Annotated in this window: 12 protein-coding genes and 1 pseudogene; 8 read left to right on the top strand and 5 right to left on the bottom strand. The window is 65.5% G+C overall.

Annotated elements, in window-relative coordinates:
* The 4 genes from B5G20_RS09245 to dnaE all read left to right on the top strand — a co-directional run bounded on the left by B5G20_RS09245 (position 1) and on the right by dnaE (position 11,023).
* Positions 1-3,594: a UvrD-helicase domain-containing protein gene (locus tag B5G20_RS09245; RefSeq protein ID WP_087356626.1), complete on the top strand. Its 3,594-nt coding sequence runs from the start codon at positions 1-3 to the stop codon at positions 3,592-3,594.
* A gap of 585 nt (positions 3,595-4,179) precedes the next feature.
* Positions 4,180-5,784, top strand: coding sequence for a phosphoenolpyruvate carboxykinase (ATP) (gene pckA, locus B5G20_RS09240; RefSeq protein WP_239286962.1), 1,605 nt, complete (start codon positions 4,180-4,182; stop codon positions 5,782-5,784).
* Positions 5,785-6,081: 297 nt separating this feature from the next.
* Positions 6,082-6,573 (top strand): DUF3284 domain-containing protein, encoded by a 492-nt coding sequence (locus tag B5G20_RS09235; protein WP_087356625.1) that lies wholly within the window; start codon positions 6,082-6,084, stop codon positions 6,571-6,573.
* Between the two features lie 661 nt (positions 6,574-7,234).
* Positions 7,235-11,023, top strand: a complete 3,789-nt coding sequence (gene dnaE, locus B5G20_RS09230) for a DNA polymerase III subunit alpha (RefSeq protein ID WP_087356624.1) — start codon at positions 7,235-7,237, stop codon at positions 11,021-11,023.
* 187 nt (positions 11,024-11,210) lie between these two features.
* Here the strand turns inward: dnaE and B5G20_RS09225 are convergent, their stop codons facing one another.
* From B5G20_RS09225 to B5G20_RS09210, 5 genes are all read right to left on the bottom strand, one after another.
* Entirely contained in the window at positions 11,211-12,605 is a 1,395-nt protein-coding gene (locus B5G20_RS09225; protein ID WP_087356623.1) for an oxaloacetate decarboxylase subunit alpha, read from the bottom strand.
* Positions 12,606-12,632: 27 nt separating this feature from the next.
* Positions 12,633-12,773: an OadG-related small transporter subunit gene (locus tag B5G20_RS10490; protein ID WP_204207754.1), complete on the bottom strand. Its 141-nt coding sequence runs from the start codon at positions 12,771-12,773 to the stop codon at positions 12,633-12,635.
* A 15-nt stretch (positions 12,774-12,788) separates the two neighbouring features.
* Positions 12,789-13,880, bottom strand: coding sequence for a sodium ion-translocating decarboxylase subunit beta (locus B5G20_RS09220; protein ID WP_239286961.1), 1,092 nt, complete (start codon positions 13,878-13,880; stop codon positions 12,789-12,791).
* A gap of 136 nt (positions 13,881-14,016) precedes the next feature.
* Positions 14,017-14,436, bottom strand: coding sequence for a biotin/lipoyl-containing protein (locus B5G20_RS09215; RefSeq protein WP_087356621.1), 420 nt, complete (start codon positions 14,434-14,436; stop codon positions 14,017-14,019).
* Positions 14,437-14,446: 10 nt separating this feature from the next.
* Positions 14,447-14,716, bottom strand: coding sequence for a hypothetical protein (locus B5G20_RS09210; RefSeq protein ID WP_239286960.1), 270 nt, complete (start codon positions 14,714-14,716; stop codon positions 14,447-14,449).
* Positions 14,717-15,221: 505 nt separating this feature from the next.
* Here B5G20_RS09210 and infC point away from each other — a divergent pair.
* The 4 genes and pseudogenes from infC to B5G20_RS09190 all read left to right on the top strand — a co-directional run.
* Positions 15,222-15,857 (top strand): translation initiation factor IF-3, encoded by a 636-nt coding sequence (gene infC, locus B5G20_RS09205; RefSeq protein ID WP_087356620.1) that lies wholly within the window; start codon positions 15,222-15,224, stop codon positions 15,855-15,857.
* 44 nt (positions 15,858-15,901) lie between these two features.
* Positions 15,902-16,093, top strand: a complete 192-nt coding sequence (rpmI, locus tag B5G20_RS09200; RefSeq protein WP_087356619.1) for a 50S ribosomal protein L35 — start codon at positions 15,902-15,904, stop codon at positions 16,091-16,093.
* Between the two features lie 54 nt (positions 16,094-16,147).
* A complete protein-coding gene (gene rplT, locus B5G20_RS09195; protein ID WP_087356618.1) occupies positions 16,148-16,507 on the top strand; it encodes a 50S ribosomal protein L20 in 360 nt (119 codons plus the stop codon).
* Positions 16,508-17,029: 522 nt separating this feature from the next.
* Positions 17,030-17,272 (top strand): annotated as a pseudogene (locus B5G20_RS09190) (family 1 glycosylhydrolase); the annotation flags it as partial.
* Positions 17,273-17,533 lie beyond the last annotated feature (261 nt).

Raw genomic sequence — 17,533 nt, 5'->3', positions numbered from 1 at the left:
ATGCCGCAGTTGGAGAAAAAGCAGGAGCGCATCGTCCGCACGCTCGAGGGACCGCTCTTCGTTTCTGCGGGAGCCGGCTCGGGCAAGACCTTCACGCTCACCCAGCGGGTGCTCTACGCGCTCCGTCCCGGCTCCAAGCCGCGCGACGAATGGGCAGATCCGGCGGTACCCGAGCCCTTCCTCGACGGAATCGACCAGGTGCTCGCCATCACCTTTACCGAGAAGGCCGCCGCGGAGCTCAAGGAGCGCATCCGCGCGGGGCTCATCGCCGAGGGGATGGAGGCCGAGGCTGAGCGGGTCGACGGCGCCTGGATCTCCACGATCCACGGCATGTGCGCCCGCATCATCCGTGCCCACGCGCTCGATTTGGGCGTGGACCCGGGCTTCTCGGTGGCGGAATACGCCGACGATCTTAAGCGCCGCGCGGCCGAGCACGTGCTCCGCCGCGTGAGCGCCGAGGACGCGCAGGGGTCGGGTGCCTATGACGAGCTCCTTGGTACCTTTAACCTCGAGAGCCCCGCAGCCGGCTCGCACGACCTCGACAGTCTCCTCAAGATCGTGGTGGCGCTTCTCGCACGTGCCTCCGCCTCCACCGAGGGGCTCGCCGCCTTCCACCGGGTGCCGGCAGAGCCCGCCTACCGCGAGCTCATCGAGGCCTACCGCGAGATAGCGGAGGCGCCCTCCTACGCCAACAACGAGGCGGCGCGCACGGCCGTGGAGGCGCTCGGCGCCTGGCAGGCCTCGGCGCACGACGTGGCGGCACTGCGCGTCTGCTTTGCGGCGTGCGGCAAGCTCTCGCTCACGGGTCGCGGCATGGGCAAGGACGAGAAGACGGCCGTGCGCGAGGTGCGCGCGGCACGCGACCGATTCTTTGCCGACGCCTACCTCGCCGCCCGCGACGCCGCGCTCAACGAGCTCATGGCCCTCACCTCCGAGGTCGAGACCGAGTACACGGCGCTCAAGAGCGAGCGTGCGGTGCTCGACAACGACGACCTCCTCACGCTCGCCTACGACGCGCTCAAAAACCACGAGGAGGTCCGCCGGGAGTTTGCCGGGCGCTTCCGCATGGTCATGGTGGACGAGTTCCAGGACACGGCTCAGCAGCAGGTGGAGCTCGTGCGCCTGCTCTGCAGCCCCGACGGGCGCGAGCTCTGCACGGTGGGCGACGCGCAGCAGTCAATCTACCGCTTCCGCGGGGCCGACGTGTCGGTCTTTCGCACCAAGAAGGATGAGACCGAGCGGCTTGGTGGCACCGTGTGCGACCTCGACGCCAACTTCCGCAGCCACGCCGACATCCTCTCGTTTGCCGACCGGATTTTTGAGGGCGGCAGCGCCAACCGGCTCGGGCGCGACTTTCTGCACCTCGTCTCGTGCGGGGAGGACCGGCGCGCCCATGCCCGCGTGCTCCGCGGCACCGAGACCTCGCGGCGCCAGGCCGTGCTCGTGGTGGGCGGGACCTCCGAGGAGCGCGCCCGCACCCGCGCCGAGGCTATCGCCGCGCGCTTCCGGCGCCTGCGCGACGAGGAGGGCTTTACCCCGGGCGAGATGGTGATCATCATGGCGGCGCTCTCGCGCGCAGACGTCTACGCCGAGGCCGTGCGCGCCGCGGGGATGCCCTGCGTTGTCTCGGGTGGCACGTCGGTCTTTCGCCGTGCGCCCGAGGTGGGCACGGTGGGGGCGCTCCTCAACTTTCTGGCTAACCCCGACGATGGCGAGACGGGAATCACCCCGCTGCTCTCCTCGCCGATGTTTGCCCTGGGGGCGACGGAGCTCTTGGCGCTCGCCACGCATGTGGATGCCGAGGCGGGGGTGGTCGACAGCCGGAGCGTTACGGCCGATGTGCTGCTTACGGGCGAGATTATGGAGGAGTTTGGCGAGCTTCCGCTGCTCGCCCGCGCGCGCGAGGTGCTCAGCCGGGCGCTCGCGCGCGTGGGCCGCGAGCCGATGTCGGTCATCGCGCGCGACGCCGTCAACGAGTCGGGCTGGCTCTGGCGGCTCGAGCGGGGTGGCGCGCAGGAGCATGCCGTTGCGGCCAACGTGCTCCGGGCGCTCGCGATCGTGAAGGAGGTCGAGGAGGGCTGCGCGCTTGCGCCGCGGCTCGTGGCGCGCGGCTTTGCCGACCACGTGGCGCATGCCAAGGAGTCGCCGGCGATGCTCTCGGGCGCGGATGGCGACGCGGTGCGCATCATGACGATCCACGCCTCCAAGGGCCTCGAGTTTCCCGTGGTCGCTGTCACGGAGTGCGACGGTATCGCGGCCAGCCGCGACCGCATCCAGATGCTCGACGAGGACGGAGAGACGCTCTGGGCGGCGCGGCCCAACCGCTTTGACCCGGCGTCTGACAAGGAGCTGCTCGGCGATGTCCCCGAGCTCGACGAGGAGGTGCTCGAGCTCGACCGCGTGCCCGCCTCGGCAACGGAGGCCTTTGCCTATATGCGCACCAAAAACGCCACCCTCGACTACGAGGAGGCGGCGCGCAAGCTCTACGTGGCGCTCACCCGTGCGCGCGAGGTGGCGATCCTCGTGATGGGTGCGCGGAGCGCGGGGGAGCTCATGCCCGGGCATGCGACCTCGCTCGTGGGCGAGGTCATGGGGCGTATCCTGCCGGAAGATCCGGAGCTTTCCGGCGCGCCCGACCTAGGGTGCGACCGGCTCGACTTTGAGGGGGCGCACGCGGGCGACTACCAGCTCGTGCTCCTCGATGACCTCGATTTTCCCTATTACCCCTCGCGCGGGGCCAAGGGGCCGCAGGTGCATTTTGCCGCGGAGGACTATCCTCTCGCCCTCTCTGCCGATGCCGCGGCCGACGGGCCGGAGGAAGAGGCCGCCGAGCGCGATGTGCCGCTTGTGTGGCCCGCGCCCGTGGAGGCGAACGTTGCCGCCCCCGTCCGGCCGGAGCGCGACTCGTATAGCTACACTTCGCTTGCCGCGGCGCTTCATGCTGAGGTGGAGGACCGCGCCGACGCCTCCGTCCGCGCGGCCGACGCCGAGGGCGCGGCGGGGGAGGAGGCCGTGGTGCGCGATGCGCCTGCGCGCGCAGACCGGCCTACGCCGGGAGGGGAGGGCGCGGGCGACCCCACGGCGCTCGGCTCCGCCTTCCATGCGCTGGCGCAGTGGCTCGTAGAGACGGGCGCCGACGCCGTGCCCGCGGCGCGCGTGGACGCACAGTGCCGGCAGTGGGGCGTCACCCCGGCCCAATGCGAGCGCCTCGAGACGGCCCTTGCCCGTTGGGAGCGCTCGCGCGTTCGCGCCGAGGTGCTGACCTGGCCCGAGCTCCGCGCCGAGGTGCCGTTCTTCGTCCCCGGGGACCCCGCCTATCGCGACGCCTTCGGCCCCTACGTGGAGGGCGCCATCGATCTTCTCGCCACCGACCCCGCCCGCCCCGGTGAGGCCCTCGTGCTCGACTACAAGACGGGAGGTTCCCCCGCCGAGACGCCCGATGCCTTGCAAGAGAAGCACCGTCTCCAGGCGGAGGTCTACGCCCGCGTTCTCCACGATGCCGGCTACGACCACGTGACCCTCACGTTCGTCCGCGTGGAGATCCCCGATCCAGCAGACCCCGCCGAGCCCGAGACGGTTACTTATCATCTCTAAGCTCGGAATCTGCGGCGCCTATCTGTTCCGGCGACCGTGCTGAACTGTTTGCAGGGAGTGCCAAAGTAGCACCAGGCGGCGCGAAGCCAGCCGCCGAGGGCATGCGGCTGAGCTGCGACAACTATATCGCCTGCGAACCCCCAGTCGCGCTAGGCGGCGCGAAGCCAGCCGCCGGCGGGACACGGCCAACCGACAAGCAAGTGACCCACTCCCGCTCCAGGTTCGGACGAGTGTCGCCCTCCGTTCTCCTTGCACCTCTGTAGCCGCTGCAACATCTTGCCCCCTGCGAGTCAACCCGCCGCGTTCGGGGTGTTGCTGCAGCTGGGGGCGGGCCGGGCGGGGCCGAGGTCCCGGCGAGTTCCGCACGAGCCGGAGGCGCCAGTGGCGCCTCCGTGCGAGCCAGGACTGTCCGAAGCCGGGACCTCGGCCCCGCCCGGCCCGCGCACCCGTGTGCGGCAACCACCCAGCGTCGGCTTTGCGAGCTACCGTTCGCCGAACCTTTCCCCGAGCGGGGACTATCGCCCAAACCCATCGGTCATACTGAAAAAGATGGTGCGTATAGGCCCTCTATCCCAAGGAGTATGTATGACCGAGCCCATGATCGAATCTATCCTGATCAATCTCGGTATCGAGGTCGATCAGGACCGCGTGCACGTCGATTGGTGCCCTGCAAAGCTCATCGAGCATGCCATCTCCCACCACGAGGCGTACCTGACCTCCACCGGGTCGCTCTCGGTCTCGACGGGCGCCTTCACCGGCCGCTCGCCCGAGAACCGCTATATCGTCGACGCCGGTGAGGCCGATAAGAACGTCAACTGGGCGAGCAAGCAGAACAAGCCCATCGACGAGGCCACCTACCGAGTTGTCCGCAAGAACGTCGCGCGCTACATGTCGCAGCGCCGCCACCTCTTCATCGTGCGCGGCTACGCCGGCGCCGACCGCAAGTACGCCCGCAAGGTCATGGTCGTGGCCGAGCGCGCGCATCAGGCGCTCTTCATCCGCCAGATGCTCGTCCGCCCGACGGTCGACGAGCTCGAGCAGTTCGGCCGCCCCGACATCACCGTCTACGCGGCTCCCACCTACGTCTGCTCGCGCGATCGCGACGGCGTTGAGCCCGCGGCTGTCATCCTCGACATGAACCACAAGAAGATCGTCGTGGCCGGCACCGGATACTGCGGAGAGATCAAGAAGGCCATCTTCACGATGATGAACTACCTCCTGCCCATCGAGGACGGCGTGCTGCCGATGCACTGCTCGGCCAACGTCGACCCCAAGACGGGCAAGACTGCGGTGCTCTTCGGTCTGTCCGGCACGGGCAAGACGACCCTCTCGGCCGACCCGGAGCGCCTGCTCATCGGCGACGACGAACACGGCTGGAGCCCGCGCGGCATCTTCAACATCGAGGGCGGCTGCTACGCCAAGACGATCGATTTGACCCACGAGCGCGAGCCCGACATCTTCGATGCCATCCGCTTCGGCAGCGTGTCCGAGAACGTTAAGCTCAACCGCAAGACCCGCGAGCCCATCTACTCCGACAGCTCCATTACCGAGAACGGCCGCGCGGCCTACCCCATCGAGCATATCGACCGCGTCGTGGAGTCCGGCGTGGGCCAAAGCCCGAGCGTGGTGCTCTTCCTCACCGCCGATGCCTACGGCGTGCTGCCGCCCATTTCCAAGCTCTCGCGCGAGGAGGCCATGTTCCACTTCCTCACCGGCTACACCGCCAAGGTCGCCGGGACCGAGATCGGCATCGTGGAGCCGCAGCCCACGTTCTCGGCGCTCTTTGGCGAGCCATTCATGCCACTCGACCACATGGTCTACGCATACCTGCTAGGCGAGAAGATTGTGCGCCACAACACCCGCGTCTACCTCGTCAACACCGGCTGGACGGGCGGCCCCTACGGCATCGGCCACCGCATCGCCCTCTCGCACACCCGCGCCCTCGTGCGCGCCGCGATGGACGGCTCGATCGACGACGCCGGCTACCGCCGCGACGAGATCTTCGGTGTCGATGTGCCGCGCGAGTGCCTGGGCGTTCCCACCACGCTGCTCGACCCGCGCCAGACTTGGGACGACCCGGAGGAATACGACAAGGCCGCTCAGAAGCTCGCCGACATGTTCAACGAGAACTTCAAGAAGCGCTATCCGGGCGTTGAGCTCGAGGACCTCGCGCGTCCCCGCGAGGAGTAGTAACCGGTACTTGCGAGGGCTGGAGCCGGCGAGGTCCGGCGCTTCGGACAGTCCTCGCTCGGCGGGAGGCGCCACTGGCGCCTCCCGTTCGCTGTGGAACTCGCGGCGGACCTCGCCGGCTCCAGCCCTGCACGAGCGGGTTAGGGCTGCGAGAGGGTAAGGATGTTGCTCGGATGCCGCTGCTGTGAGGATGCCTCGGGTGTAGGGCGGCGGTTGGTGGGGTGCTCTCTGGGTAGAATAGAGGCCGTGTGCATGGGGACCGTCCGGGTGGGCGGCGGAATTTGAGGAGTTTCGAGCATGGAGTTCACGCGGGAGCTGGATGTCACGCCGGAGGAGTTCTTCGACCAGATTGAGCGTTCCATCATTGATGACGTGCAGCGCGCGACGGGCAAGCGCGTGAGCCGCAATAAGCTCGCCGGGCTCAAGTACCAGAAGCGCTCCTCGCAGGTCCGCAAGTCCAACGTCACCATGAACGTCAAGATTCGCAAGTATCGCTACCCGGAGGTCTATGAGGTGCACTTTGCCTACGATTCCGGCAGCAATACCATTCGCTATCAGGTAGAACCGCGTGGCGAGGACGGTCTTACGCTCACGTACCGCGAGAAGTTCGTGAACCCCGCGCCCGAGCGCGGGCTCTTTGCCAACTTCCGCCTGCGCCGCTACGAGAAGCGCGCCGAGCGCCGCGCCGACCAGACGCTCAAGGCCATCGTTCGCCAAGCCAAGAAAGATCGCCAGAACCACCATGGCCAAAACCCGCTCCTGGAGCAGCTGGAGAGCGAAGAGGACTAGCCCTTTGGCCAAACATGGCTGTTGCAACAGAGGCCGGGGGCAAGTGGTGCTCCCCGGCCTCTTTGTCTGAATATATACGCGTAAATATGCAAGTTTGTGAATATCACTCTCGAGCAGCGCAGCTGACATTCCCAAACGGTGGCGCCCGTGGTCGAACCCTCTCGGCATCTGCATAGGCCGGCTATCCGTATGTTGCGGGCATTTTTAGCAACCCCTCTTCCTGCGCGAAGCCGCAGCGCGAGAGCGCCAAGCCGGGCAAAGCCCGGCGAGGCGACAGGGCCGCCAAGCCCGCTAGAACCAAGTGCCCCGCACATCACCGGCACCCGTCCAACATCCTTCCCTCCCAGCGCGAAGTCCCGTCCTGCTCGAGTTGCTGCAGCCGTAGGCAACAGCAGCCGACGAGGTCGGGATCGGCCCGCCTGGTCCCAGCGAGTTCCGCACGAACCGGAGGCACCGGTGACGCCTCCGAGCGAGCCCAGGACTGTCCGAAGCTGGGGCCAGGCAGGCCGGCCTTGACCCCGTCGGCGGGTGAGGGCAACCGCCCGCAATCGAACAAGGTGTGGCGGCTTCGCGCGCCCCCATTGGGGTCCGCACCGTGCGGTAGAATCTGGTTCCAAGCAAGAGAAGCGATTTCTGAGCGCATCAGACGAGGAGAGCATCCGTGGCCTTTGTTCACCTGCACAACCACTCCGAATACTCCATGCTCGACGGTGCCACCCGCGTAGACGACATGGTCAAGCGCGCGGTCGAGCTCGGCATGCCGGCCGTTGCCCTTACCGATCACGGCTACATGTACGGCATCCCCGAGCTCGGTCTCGCGTGCGACGCCGTCAACAACGGCGCGCCCGACTTCAAGCAGTGGAAGCACGACCGCACAACCTTTGCCGAGGGCGACTTCGGCGAGGCCCCGTCGGACGAGCGCGCCCGCGCCCAGTGGGAGCGCGACCGCGCGGCATGGGACGAGTGCGGCTCGCTCGACGCCGTCAAGCCCGCTCCGGTTATCAAGCCCATTTTTGGCTGCGAGGTCTACTTCACACCCGACGAGACCCTTGCGCGCGACCGCAAGCCCGAGCTCTACCACCTCATCCTTCTGGCCAAGAACGAAACCGGCTACATCAACCTCATGAAGGTCGTCTCCGACGCGGCCGTCAACGGTTTCTACTACAAGCCGCGCGTCACCCTCCCGAGCCTCCAAAAGCATGCCGAGGGCCTCATCTGCTGCTCGGCGTGCCTGTCGGGCATCATTCCGCGCTGCATCGACCACGGCGACATGGAGGGCGCCCTCAGGTGGGCCGAGACCTTTCGCGACACCTTTGCCCCGGGCGACTTCTACATCGAGATCCAGGAGCACGGCCTTACCACCGACAGCGGCCTCACCGACGAGGAGCTCGACCGCAAGCTCATCGAGATCGCCCGTCAGATCGGCGTCAAGGTCATCGCCACCAACGACTTCCACTACCTCACGCGCGATGACGCCCCGGTGCAGGACATCATGATGTGCATCGGCACCAACTCCAAGGTCGACGACCCCAACCGCATCCGCATGACGGGCTCGGAGTTCTACATGAAGTCCGAGGACGAGATGCGCGCGCTCTTTCCCTACTGTCCCGAGGCCTGCGACAACACGCTCGAGATTGCCGAAAAGTGCAACGTGCAGCTCGAGTGGGGCAAGATCATCCTCCCGCGCTACCCGCTGCTCGATCCCGGCGAGACGCACGAGAGCCAGTTCCGCCGCGAGTGCGAGGAGGGTCTGGCCAAGCGCTACGGGCCCGACTGGGAGACCAAAGAGGTGGGAGGCGTCTCCGTCAAGGAGCGCTTTGAGTTTGAGTATAAGGTCATCTGCGACAAGGGTTTTGCCGCGTACTTCCTCATCGTGGCCGAGTACGTGCGCTGGGCCAAGCAGCACGGCATCGGCGTCGGCCCGGGCCGTGGCTCGGCCGCAGGCGCCATCGTGGCCTACGCCATGGACATCACCACCTTCGACCCGCTCGAGAACGGCCTCATGTTCGAGCGATTCCTCTCGCCCGAGCGTACCGAGATGCCTGATATCGATATGGACTTCGATGATGAGCGGCGGCTCGAGGTAATCGAGCACGTCCGTCAGCTCTACGGTTCCGAGAAGGTCACGCACGTCATCACCTACTCTACCATCAAGGCTAAGCAGGCCATCAACGATGCGGCGCGCGTGCTCGACTACCCGGTTTACGTGGGCCAGCGGCTCTCCAAGATGATCTCGAGCGACCCCAAGGTCAAGCTCCGCCAGGTACTCGAGCGCCAGGAGGGGCACGAGGAGAACTTCAACCCCGACTTTGCCGACGCCTACCGGACCGACGACGACTCCCGTCGCATCATCGACGCGGCGCTCTCCATCGAGGGCCTCACGCGTGGCGAGGGCGTGCACGCCTGCGCCGTCCTCATCTGCCGCGACCCGGTCAACGAGCACGTGCCCACCAAGCTCGACACCAAGGGCGGCGTCGAGATCACCCAGTACGAAGGCCACACGGTGGCCGACATGGGCCTGCTCAAGATGGACTTCCTGGGCCTGCGCACGCTCACCGTCATCTCCAAGGCCAAAGCCAACATCAAGGCGAGCACCGGCATCGACATCGACGTCGACGCCATCCCCTTTGACGACCCGGCGATCTTCAAGCTCATGCAGACCGGCCACACCGCGGGCGTCTTTCAGATCGAGTCCGCCGGCATGACGGCCACGATCAAGAACATGAAGCCCACCGAGTACAAGCACGTGGTCGCTCTTATCGCCCTCTACCGCCCCGGCCCGCTGGGCGCCGGCATGGTCACGAGCTACATCAACCGTATGAACGGCAAGGAGCCCGCCGTCTCGTACGACCCGCGCCTCGACGACATCCTCGGCGAGACCTACGGCACCATGGTCTACCAGGAGCAGGTTATGAACATCTCGGTCGAGATGTGCGGCTTCTCCAAGGGCGAGTCGGACAGCCGTATCCGCAAGCCCGTGGCCAAAAAGAAGATCAAGATGCTCACCGAGCAGGTGTTCAGCTGGGAGGACGGCCGCGAGGAGACCATCTACGACCACTGGATGAACGGCGCCGAGCGCAACGACTACAAGCGCGAGACCGCCCAGCGCATCTGGGACGACGTGCTCGAGTTCGCGTCCTACGCGTTCAACAAGTCGCACTCCGCCGGCTACGCCATCCTCGTTATGCAGACCGCCTGGCTCAAGGCCCATTACCCCAACGAGTACATGGCGGCCGTGCTCACCTCCTATACGGGCAAGACCGATAAGATCGTGCACTACATCTCGGCCTGCCGCCACGACGGCATCGCCGTGCTCCCGCCAGACGTCAACGAGTCGGGTACCGAGTTCACGGCCGTGCCCGAGGGCATCCGCTTTGGTCTCGCGGGCATCCGCGGCGTGGGCGAGGGCGTGGCCGAGGCCATCATCCGCGAGCGCGAGCAGGGCGGCCCCTACAAGAACCTGCACGACTTCGTCGACCGCGTGGACTCGAGCCAGGCCAACCGCCGCGTAATCGAGGCGCTCATCAAGGCAGGCGCCTTCGACTCGTCGGGCTACCCGCGCCGCCAGCTCATGAGCTTTGTAGACAAGGCCAACCCCGAGAACATCGTCGACGCTGCGGCACGCCGCCAGAAGGACCGCGCAAGCGGCCAGGTCTCGTTCTTTGACCTCTTTGGCGATGTGGAGGGCTCCGGCTTTGAGGTCAGCGTACCCGAGCCCGATGGCCAGGAGTGGGACCGCTACGTCAAGCTCTCGGCCGAGCGCGAGGTGCTCGGCATCTACGTCTCCGACCACCCGCTGCGCCCTTACGAGTACGCGCTCGGCAAGGCCCGCGAGTACACGCTCGCCCAGATCGAGACCGGTGTGGAAGTCGCGGCGCCCGGCGGCGGCACCATCAACAAGCCCATCGCCGAGGGCAAGCCCTACTGGTTTGCCGGCATGGTGTCCGAGGTGGGCAAGCGCGTCACCAAGAAGGGCGATCCCATGGCGATCGTGCGCCTGGAGGACATGGAGGGCGAGGCGACCATCGTCATGTTCCCCAAGGTCTACAAGGAGTGCGAGAGCTTCCTTTACGGCGAGACCGACCCCGAGACGGGCGCCGTGCTCTCCGACGCGTTCATCCGCGTGCGCGGCAAGCTTGAGCGAAGCGACCGCGGCGATCAGATCATCGCGCAGGAGGTGCTGCCGCTCGAGCTCAACGACGAGGCCAACAAGCCCAAGGTCTTTGAGGTGATGGTGCCGAGCGCGCGCTTTAGCCAGGGCAACATGTCGCGCCTCGCGGCGCTCTTTGCCACCAACCCCGGCGGCGACCGGGTGGAGCTCTTTATCGAGCAACGCGACGGCCAGACCATGCGTGCCGAGATTCCCGCCCGCGTGAACGCCCGCTCCATCCCGCTCATTGCGGAGGCCAAGGCCATCGTGGGCAACGCCGGCCGCGTGACGGTGGTATAGCGAAGGGTGCGCGGGCTTGCCTGCGGCGGTCCGCGCGCCTCGTTTTGCACGGCTGCCGCAGATGATCGCCTAAGGCGGCTCAAACAGGTCCTTACGCAACAAAGTGCGGCAACAGCGGAGACGTGGTCCCGCCGTTGCCGCACTCTGTTGCGTAAGAACTGCCGGTAAAAGGTCCAGCGGGCGCCCGCTACGCCACGTCCACCGAGACGGTGACCTCCTGCACAGGTACGTCGTAGAACGGGTCCTCGCGCCGGCCGAGGAAGTCGCGCGCCTGCTCGGGAAAGAGCGCGTAGCTGAGCACATCCTCCTCAGAGCGCGCATAGCAGGAAATCTCTTTCCGCAGGGTTCCCAGCTCGGGCAGGATGAGGTCGGCCGGGCGGCAGGTGATGGGCTCCTCCTCGCCGATGATCTGCTCGCGGATCGCGCGGCTGATCTTTACCGGCGGGCGGCCGTACATGCCGCGCACGTAGTCGCGGATCTCGTTCGAGACCACCTTGTAGCGCTCACCCGTCACCACGTTCATGAGGGCCTGCGTGCCCACCATCTGCGAGAGCGGCGTCACGAGCGGCGGGTAGCCAAGCTCGGCGCGCACGCGCGGCACCTCGGCGAGCACCTCGTCGTACTTGTCGTCGAGCCCAAGATCGTGCAGCTGGTTGATGAGGTTGGAGAGCATGCCGCCCGGTACCTTGTAGAGGAGCGCCTTGGGCTCCACGGACAGCACCTTGGGGTTTAGGACGCCCTCGGCGAGGAAGCGGTCGCGCACGGGCACGAAGTGCTCGGCCACGCGTTCCAGCCGGTCGATATCGAGCCCGGTCTCGTAGCCGAGCGCCTCGAGCGCGATTGCCATCGACTCCGTGGCCGGCTGCGAGGTGCCCTCGGCAAAGGGGGAGAGGCAGGTGTCGATGATGTCAGCGCCGGCCTCGACGGCCTTGAGGTAGGTCATCTGGGCGATGCCCGCCGTGCCGTGCGTGTGCACCTGGAGCGGCAGGCTGCAGGCGGCCTTGATCTCGCCCACGAGCTCGGTAGCCACATCGGGCGTGAGGACGCCCGCCATGTCCTTGATGCAGATCGAGTCGGCCCCGGCGCGCTCCATCTCCACGGCGAGCGAGACAAAGTAGCGCACGGTGTGCACGTCACTCGTGGTGTACGAGATGGCAGCCTGCACCTCGCCGCCGGCCTCCTTGGCCGCGCGGATCGAGGTGGTGAGGTTGCGGGTGTCGTTGAGCGCGTCAAAGATGCGCAGCACGTCAATGCCGTTCTCAACCGACTTCTTGACGAAGGCGGCCACCACGTCGTCGGGGTAGTTGTGGTACCCCAAGAGGTTCTGGCCGCGGAGCAGCATCTGGAGCTTGGTGTGCTTCACATGCGCGCGGATGGTGCGCAGCCGCTCCCACGGGTCCTCGTTAAGGTAGCGCAGGCAGGCGTCAAAGGTGGCGCCGCCCCACACCTCGAGCGCATGGTAGCCGGCGGCGTCGAGGTCCTCGAGCACCGGCAGCATGTCCTCGATAGGCATGCGCGTGGCAATCTGGCTCTGCTGGCCATCGCGCAGGATGGTCTCCATAAAGTGGATCTTGCGGGTCATACGGGTCTCACCCCTCTCGGGTCTAACCTATTCGTCCTCGCTCGGCGGGAAGATGCGCCCGAGCGCGAGCGAGACGAGGTAGATGATGAACATCACGATAAAGATGCCGCCCCAGCCGAGTCCGAGGATCTGGACGGCAATCTCGAGGTTTGCGAGGTCAAAAGGCATGAGCGTCGCTCCCTTCTAGAGCAGGAGGCCGAGCACGAGGCCGCCGGCCACCACCGAGGCGATCTGCCCGGCCACGTTGGCGCCCGCCGCCTGCATGAGGATGAAGTTCTGCGGGTCCTCCTCGGTGGCGAGCTTCTGGATCACGCGTGAGCTCATGGGGAAGGCCGAGATGCCCGCCGCACCGATCATGGGGTTGATCTTCTCCTTGCGGAAGAGGTTGAGGAACTTGGCAAAGAGCACGCCGCCCACGGAGTCCATCACAAAGCCGAGGAGGCCGAGCGCCATGATGATGAGCGTGTCGACCTGCAGGAAGTCGTGGTACTCCATCTTTACCGAGACGCAGAGGCCCAGAAGGATCGAGATGAGATTCACGAGCTCGTTCTGTGCGGTGAGCGAGAGGCTCTCGAGCACGCCGCACTCGCGCAGCAGGTTGCCGAACATGAGGAAGCCCACGAGCGGCAGCGAGTCGGGCGCGATGAGGCCGGCGATGATGCAGATGATCACGGGGAAGAGAATCTTGGCCGTCTTGGAGACCGCCCGCGGGTTGTAGGTCATGCGGATGCGGCGCTCGCGCTTGGTGGTCACGGCCTTGACGGCGATGGGCTGGATGATGGGCACGAGTGCCATGTAGGAGTAGGCGGCGACCATGATGGCGCCCATGTACTTCGACCCGAGCGAGTTGGCCACAAAGATCGAGGTCGGGCCGTCGGCTGCGGCGATGATGCCGGCCGAGGCGGCGTCGTTGATGTCAAAGCCGAGCAGGCTCGCCACGATGATCACAAAGAAGATACCAAACTGCGCGGCGGCGCCAAAGAGCAGCAAGAACGGGTTAGAGAGGAGCGGACCGAAGTCGATCATCGCCCCGATGCCGATAAAGAGCAGAAGCGGGAAGAGCTCCGTCTCGATGCCGGCGTCAAAGAGGATCTGGAAGGGTCCGGGCTGGCCGCCGGTGGCGAGCACGCCGGAGCCGGGGATGTTCACGAGGATGGTGCCAAGACCCATGGGCACGAGGAGCGTGGGCTCGTACTGCTTCTTGATGCCGAGGTACATGAGCACCGCGCCGATGAGCATCATGGCGATGCGTCCGGGCTCTGCAACGAGGGCCACGACGCCTTCTATTAATATCTCCACGGTGGAAACCTTTCTGTCGCGCCGCCGGCGGAGGCGTCCGTCGGGCGGTCGAGGGGAGTGCGCAGGTGCGGTGGCTGGGCGCCTTAGGGGCGGTCGGCACGCCGGTGCTCGGCTACGAGAGCGAGAAGAGCGCGTCGCCCGGGTTTACCATGTCGCCCTTAGCGACGTTGATGGAGGCGATGACGCCGTCCTGCTCCGCCACGATCTCGGACTCCATCTTCATGGCCTCGAGGATGAGGACGGGCTGGTTGACCTTAACGGGGTCGCCCACGTTGACCTTGATGTCGACGATCTTGCCGGGCATGGGCGCGGTCTGCACGTGCGCGCCGGCCGGTGCGGGCGCGGGAGCCGGGGCCACAGGGGCGGGCGCGGCGGCGGGTGCCGGAGCGGGTGCCGCGGGAGCGGGGGCAGCCGCGGGAGCGGGAGCAGCGGGCGCCACGGCATCGGCAGGGGTCGCCGCGGGGGCGCCGATCTCCTCCATCTCCACGAGGTAGGACGTGCCGTCGATCGAGATCTTGAACTTGCGCAGCATGGGGTTCCTCCTAAGCTTTCTCACGATAGATGTGCTTGACCACAAAGGAGCTCTCTGGGAGCGCTCCCGCTCCAAGCGCCGTGGCGATGCACGCCACGCGGCGGTACTCGGGGTTCGCGATGGATACGCGCTTGACCGAGAAGGAGCTCTCGGGGCGGTCCGCCGCGGCGATGGCCGTTGCGATGATGACGGCATGCCGATGCTCGACGGGGTCGACCGGGAGGTAGGCGGGAAGCTCCTCCCAATCCGAGGCGGGATAGCCCGGCGCAATCTCGGCCACACGTGGCGCTGCTGGCGCCGAGACCAAGGTGCGGCCCTGTCGGCGCGCTCGGCGGCTACCGCCGGAACGTCCCAAGAGACTCCGAATCATAGAGCGAAGGCCCATAGCGGCCCTCCTTTCCGGCGCGCTGCGACGCGAAGGGTGGTTGAGCGCGCACAAGTTCGTATTCTAAGGGGCGGTTTGAGCCGACCGGACGGGCGGCGGCAAAACTTCGGGGAGCGGTCGGTGAGAAAAGGGGGACGGGTGCGTTTTTCTCACGTTCGCCCGACCGGTATCGTCCGCACCGCTGCAATCCGCAGGCCTCCTCATGATTATCCCGTGAACGACCCGCACCCGCGCGCGCTTGTGCTATCATGCATCCCACACTGCGTATGCGGTGCCTGACGAAGCGGGGTCAAGCGCCCCCACCTTGCGGCGCCCGAGGGTAGCTGTCTGGTTATCACAACATGGTTTGCACGTGTCCTGCCGGCTGGCTTGGCACCGTAGCGTACGACGTGATGCCCGGATGCCCTTTGGTTTCCGGGTTTTTTCGTTAGCGAGCGTACACAAAAGGGAGGTACCAAAAATAGCTAAGCACGATGACACGCGCATCAACGACGAGATCACCGCGACGCGCTGCCGTCTCATCGGTGTAGACGGTTCGCAGCTCGGTCTCTTCGGCATCCGCGATGCGCAGCGTGTCGCCGATGAGCAGGGTCTCGACCTCGTCGAGATCGCGCCCAACGCCGATCCCCCGGTCTGCCGCGTCATGGACTACGGCAAGTTCAAGTACCAGCAGGCCATGAAGGCCAAGCAGGCTCGTAAGAACCAGTCCCGCGTCGAGGTCAAGGAGATGAAGTTCCGTCCCAAGATCGACGTGGGCGATTACGAGACCAAGAAGGGCCACGTGCTGCGCTTCCTCAAGAAGGGCGCGCGCGTCAAGATCACCATCATGTTCCGCGGCCGCGAGATGGCTCATCCCGAGCAGGGCATGAACGTGCTCGATCGCCTGGCGGAGGACCTTAAGCCCTACGCCACCGTCGAGTCGCAGCCCAAGCTCGAGGGCCGCAACATGATCATGACCATCGCCCCCATCAAGGGTGCCTTCGACGAGAAGCCGTCGAAGGAGAAGTCCAAGGATGCATCCGAGCAGAGCGCCTAGCGTCTCATCGGTTTGCCTGTTCTGTCAGCGATAAGGAGTACCCCATGCCTAAGATGAAGTCCCACAGCGGCACCAAGAAGCGCTTCCGCGTCACCGGCTCCGGCAAGATTATGCGCGCCAAGGCGTTCAAGAGCCACATCCTCACCAAGAAGACCACCAAGCGCAAGCGCAACTTCCGCAGCGAGACCGAGCTCTCCGCCGCCGACCGCAAGGTGATTACCTCGCGCCTCGCCTAAGAGCGAACCGTCCGTTTTTCTGTTTTGAGCAATACCTTTTAGGAGTGATTTTTCATGGCACGAGTCAAGCGCGGCGTTATGGCCCGTAAGCACCACCGCACCGTTATGAAGATGGCGAAGGGCTACTACGGTGCCGCTTCGCGTACCTACAAGCACGCCAAGGAGCAGGTCCAGCACTCGCTCCAGTATCAGTATCGCGATCGCCGCACCAAGAAGCGCGAGATCCGCAGCCTCTGGATCCAGCGCATCAACGCTGCCGCGCGTCTGAACGACATCTCCTACAGCCAGTTCATGCACGGCCTTAAGGTTGCCGGCATCGAGCTCGACCGCAAGATGCTCGCCCAGATGGCCTACGAAGACATCGAGTCGTTCAACGAGCTCGCCGCCATTGCCAAGAAGGCGCTCGAGGCGTAAGGCCGCTACGGCTTCATGCATCCCTTTGGGGAACTGCAACGGGGTGTCTTCGGGCACCCCGTTTTGCTATCAAGTGGACGTGGCGCTGCTGGGCACGTTCCCGCGGTCTGTTGTCCGGCGATGTTGCGCCCCCAGAGCTCGCCTTGGGAGTCGGCGGCCGATGCGACTTGCGGACGCTCACCTCGATCCAGCCCGAGCGGCTGCCCCCTGTCAGCCGACGCCGCGGGCGACCCCCGCGCACCCATGGTCGCAACGCAAAGCGCGGTTCGCCCACCCTTCTATTGCGCAGAATCCGGCGCGATTCCGCATAAAAGACGGGCGGATCGCAAAACCGATCTGCACAAAACCCGGGCGAATCTCACATTGCTATGACTACAGAACCTAAGTAAGGCGATGTATCGGTGCGGATCGCGAGGAACCCATCTATATACCTATATAGAACGGCAAACACTGGAACGAGTTGTCGGGCTCTTTTACCACCGCTTTCATATGAAAGAGGGCGCCAAGTGCTGTGGATTAGCTCATGAGGCAACTTATATAGAGGATGATTACCGTTTTGAGTATCTGCGCGCGCATCTAAAGGCTATGAAAGATGCGGTTGAGGAGGACGGCGTCGACCTCATGGGCTATACATGCTGGGGCCCGATCGGCCCGGTGTCGGTGGCAACAGGCCAGATGAGCAAGCGTTACGGCTTTATCTACGTCAACTTGGATGACGAGGGTAATGGCACGCGGAGGCGCTCAAAGAAGAGATCTTTCGATTGATATAGAAGGGTGATCGCTTCAAACGGAGAGGACCTGAGCTAGCAAGATATAAGGATGCGTTTATGGGGTGCATGCATTTTCCCAGTTCAAGAGCTGCATAGATGAATAGGGGAAGAGGGATGCACCCCAAACGCGAGCTCTAAATTGTGTAGGAACTATGGAGCCCCGGATTCCCCCTTGCGCCCCGGGGGGAGGGCTGGCAATATATCTCCTTGCCGCGCGGCCCGGAGCCGAGAGCGAGGGGACGCGGCGGGCACCTTG

It is taken from the genome of Collinsella sp. An7, from assembly GCF_002159335.1.
In the GTDB taxonomy this organism is placed as follows: domain Bacteria; phylum Actinomycetota; class Coriobacteriia; order Coriobacteriales; family Coriobacteriaceae; genus Coprousia.
The sequence above is the reverse complement of the archived record's forward strand: the minus strand, read 5'-3'. Positions and strand labels throughout refer to the sequence as shown.

Coding starts and splice junctions, on each gene's coding strand:
- rplT (WP_087356618.1), top strand. CDS start 16,148: ATGGCACGAGTCAAGCGCGGCGTTATGGCCCGTAAGCACCACCGCACC.
- B5G20_RS09215 (WP_087356621.1), bottom strand. CDS start 14,436: ATGCTGCGCAAGTTCAAGATCTCGATCGACGGCACGTCCTACCTCGTG.
- B5G20_RS10490 (WP_204207754.1), bottom strand. CDS start 12,773: ATGCCTTTTGACCTCGCAAACCTCGAGATTGCCGTCCAGATCCTCGGA.
- B5G20_RS09245 (WP_087356626.1), top strand. CDS start 1: ATGCCGCAGTTGGAGAAAAAGCAGGAGCGCATCGTCCGCACGCTCGAG.
- rpmI (WP_087356619.1), top strand. CDS start 15,902: ATGCCTAAGATGAAGTCCCACAGCGGCACCAAGAAGCGCTTCCGCGTC.
- B5G20_RS09225 (WP_087356623.1), bottom strand. CDS start 12,605: ATGACCCGCAAGATCCACTTTATGGAGACCATCCTGCGCGATGGCCAG.
- infC (WP_087356620.1), top strand. CDS start 15,222: ATGCCCTTTGGTTTCCGGGTTTTTTCGTTAGCGAGCGTACACAAAAGG.
- B5G20_RS09235 (WP_087356625.1), top strand. CDS start 6,082: ATGGAGTTCACGCGGGAGCTGGATGTCACGCCGGAGGAGTTCTTCGAC.
- pckA (WP_239286962.1), top strand. CDS start 4,180: ATGACCGAGCCCATGATCGAATCTATCCTGATCAATCTCGGTATCGAG.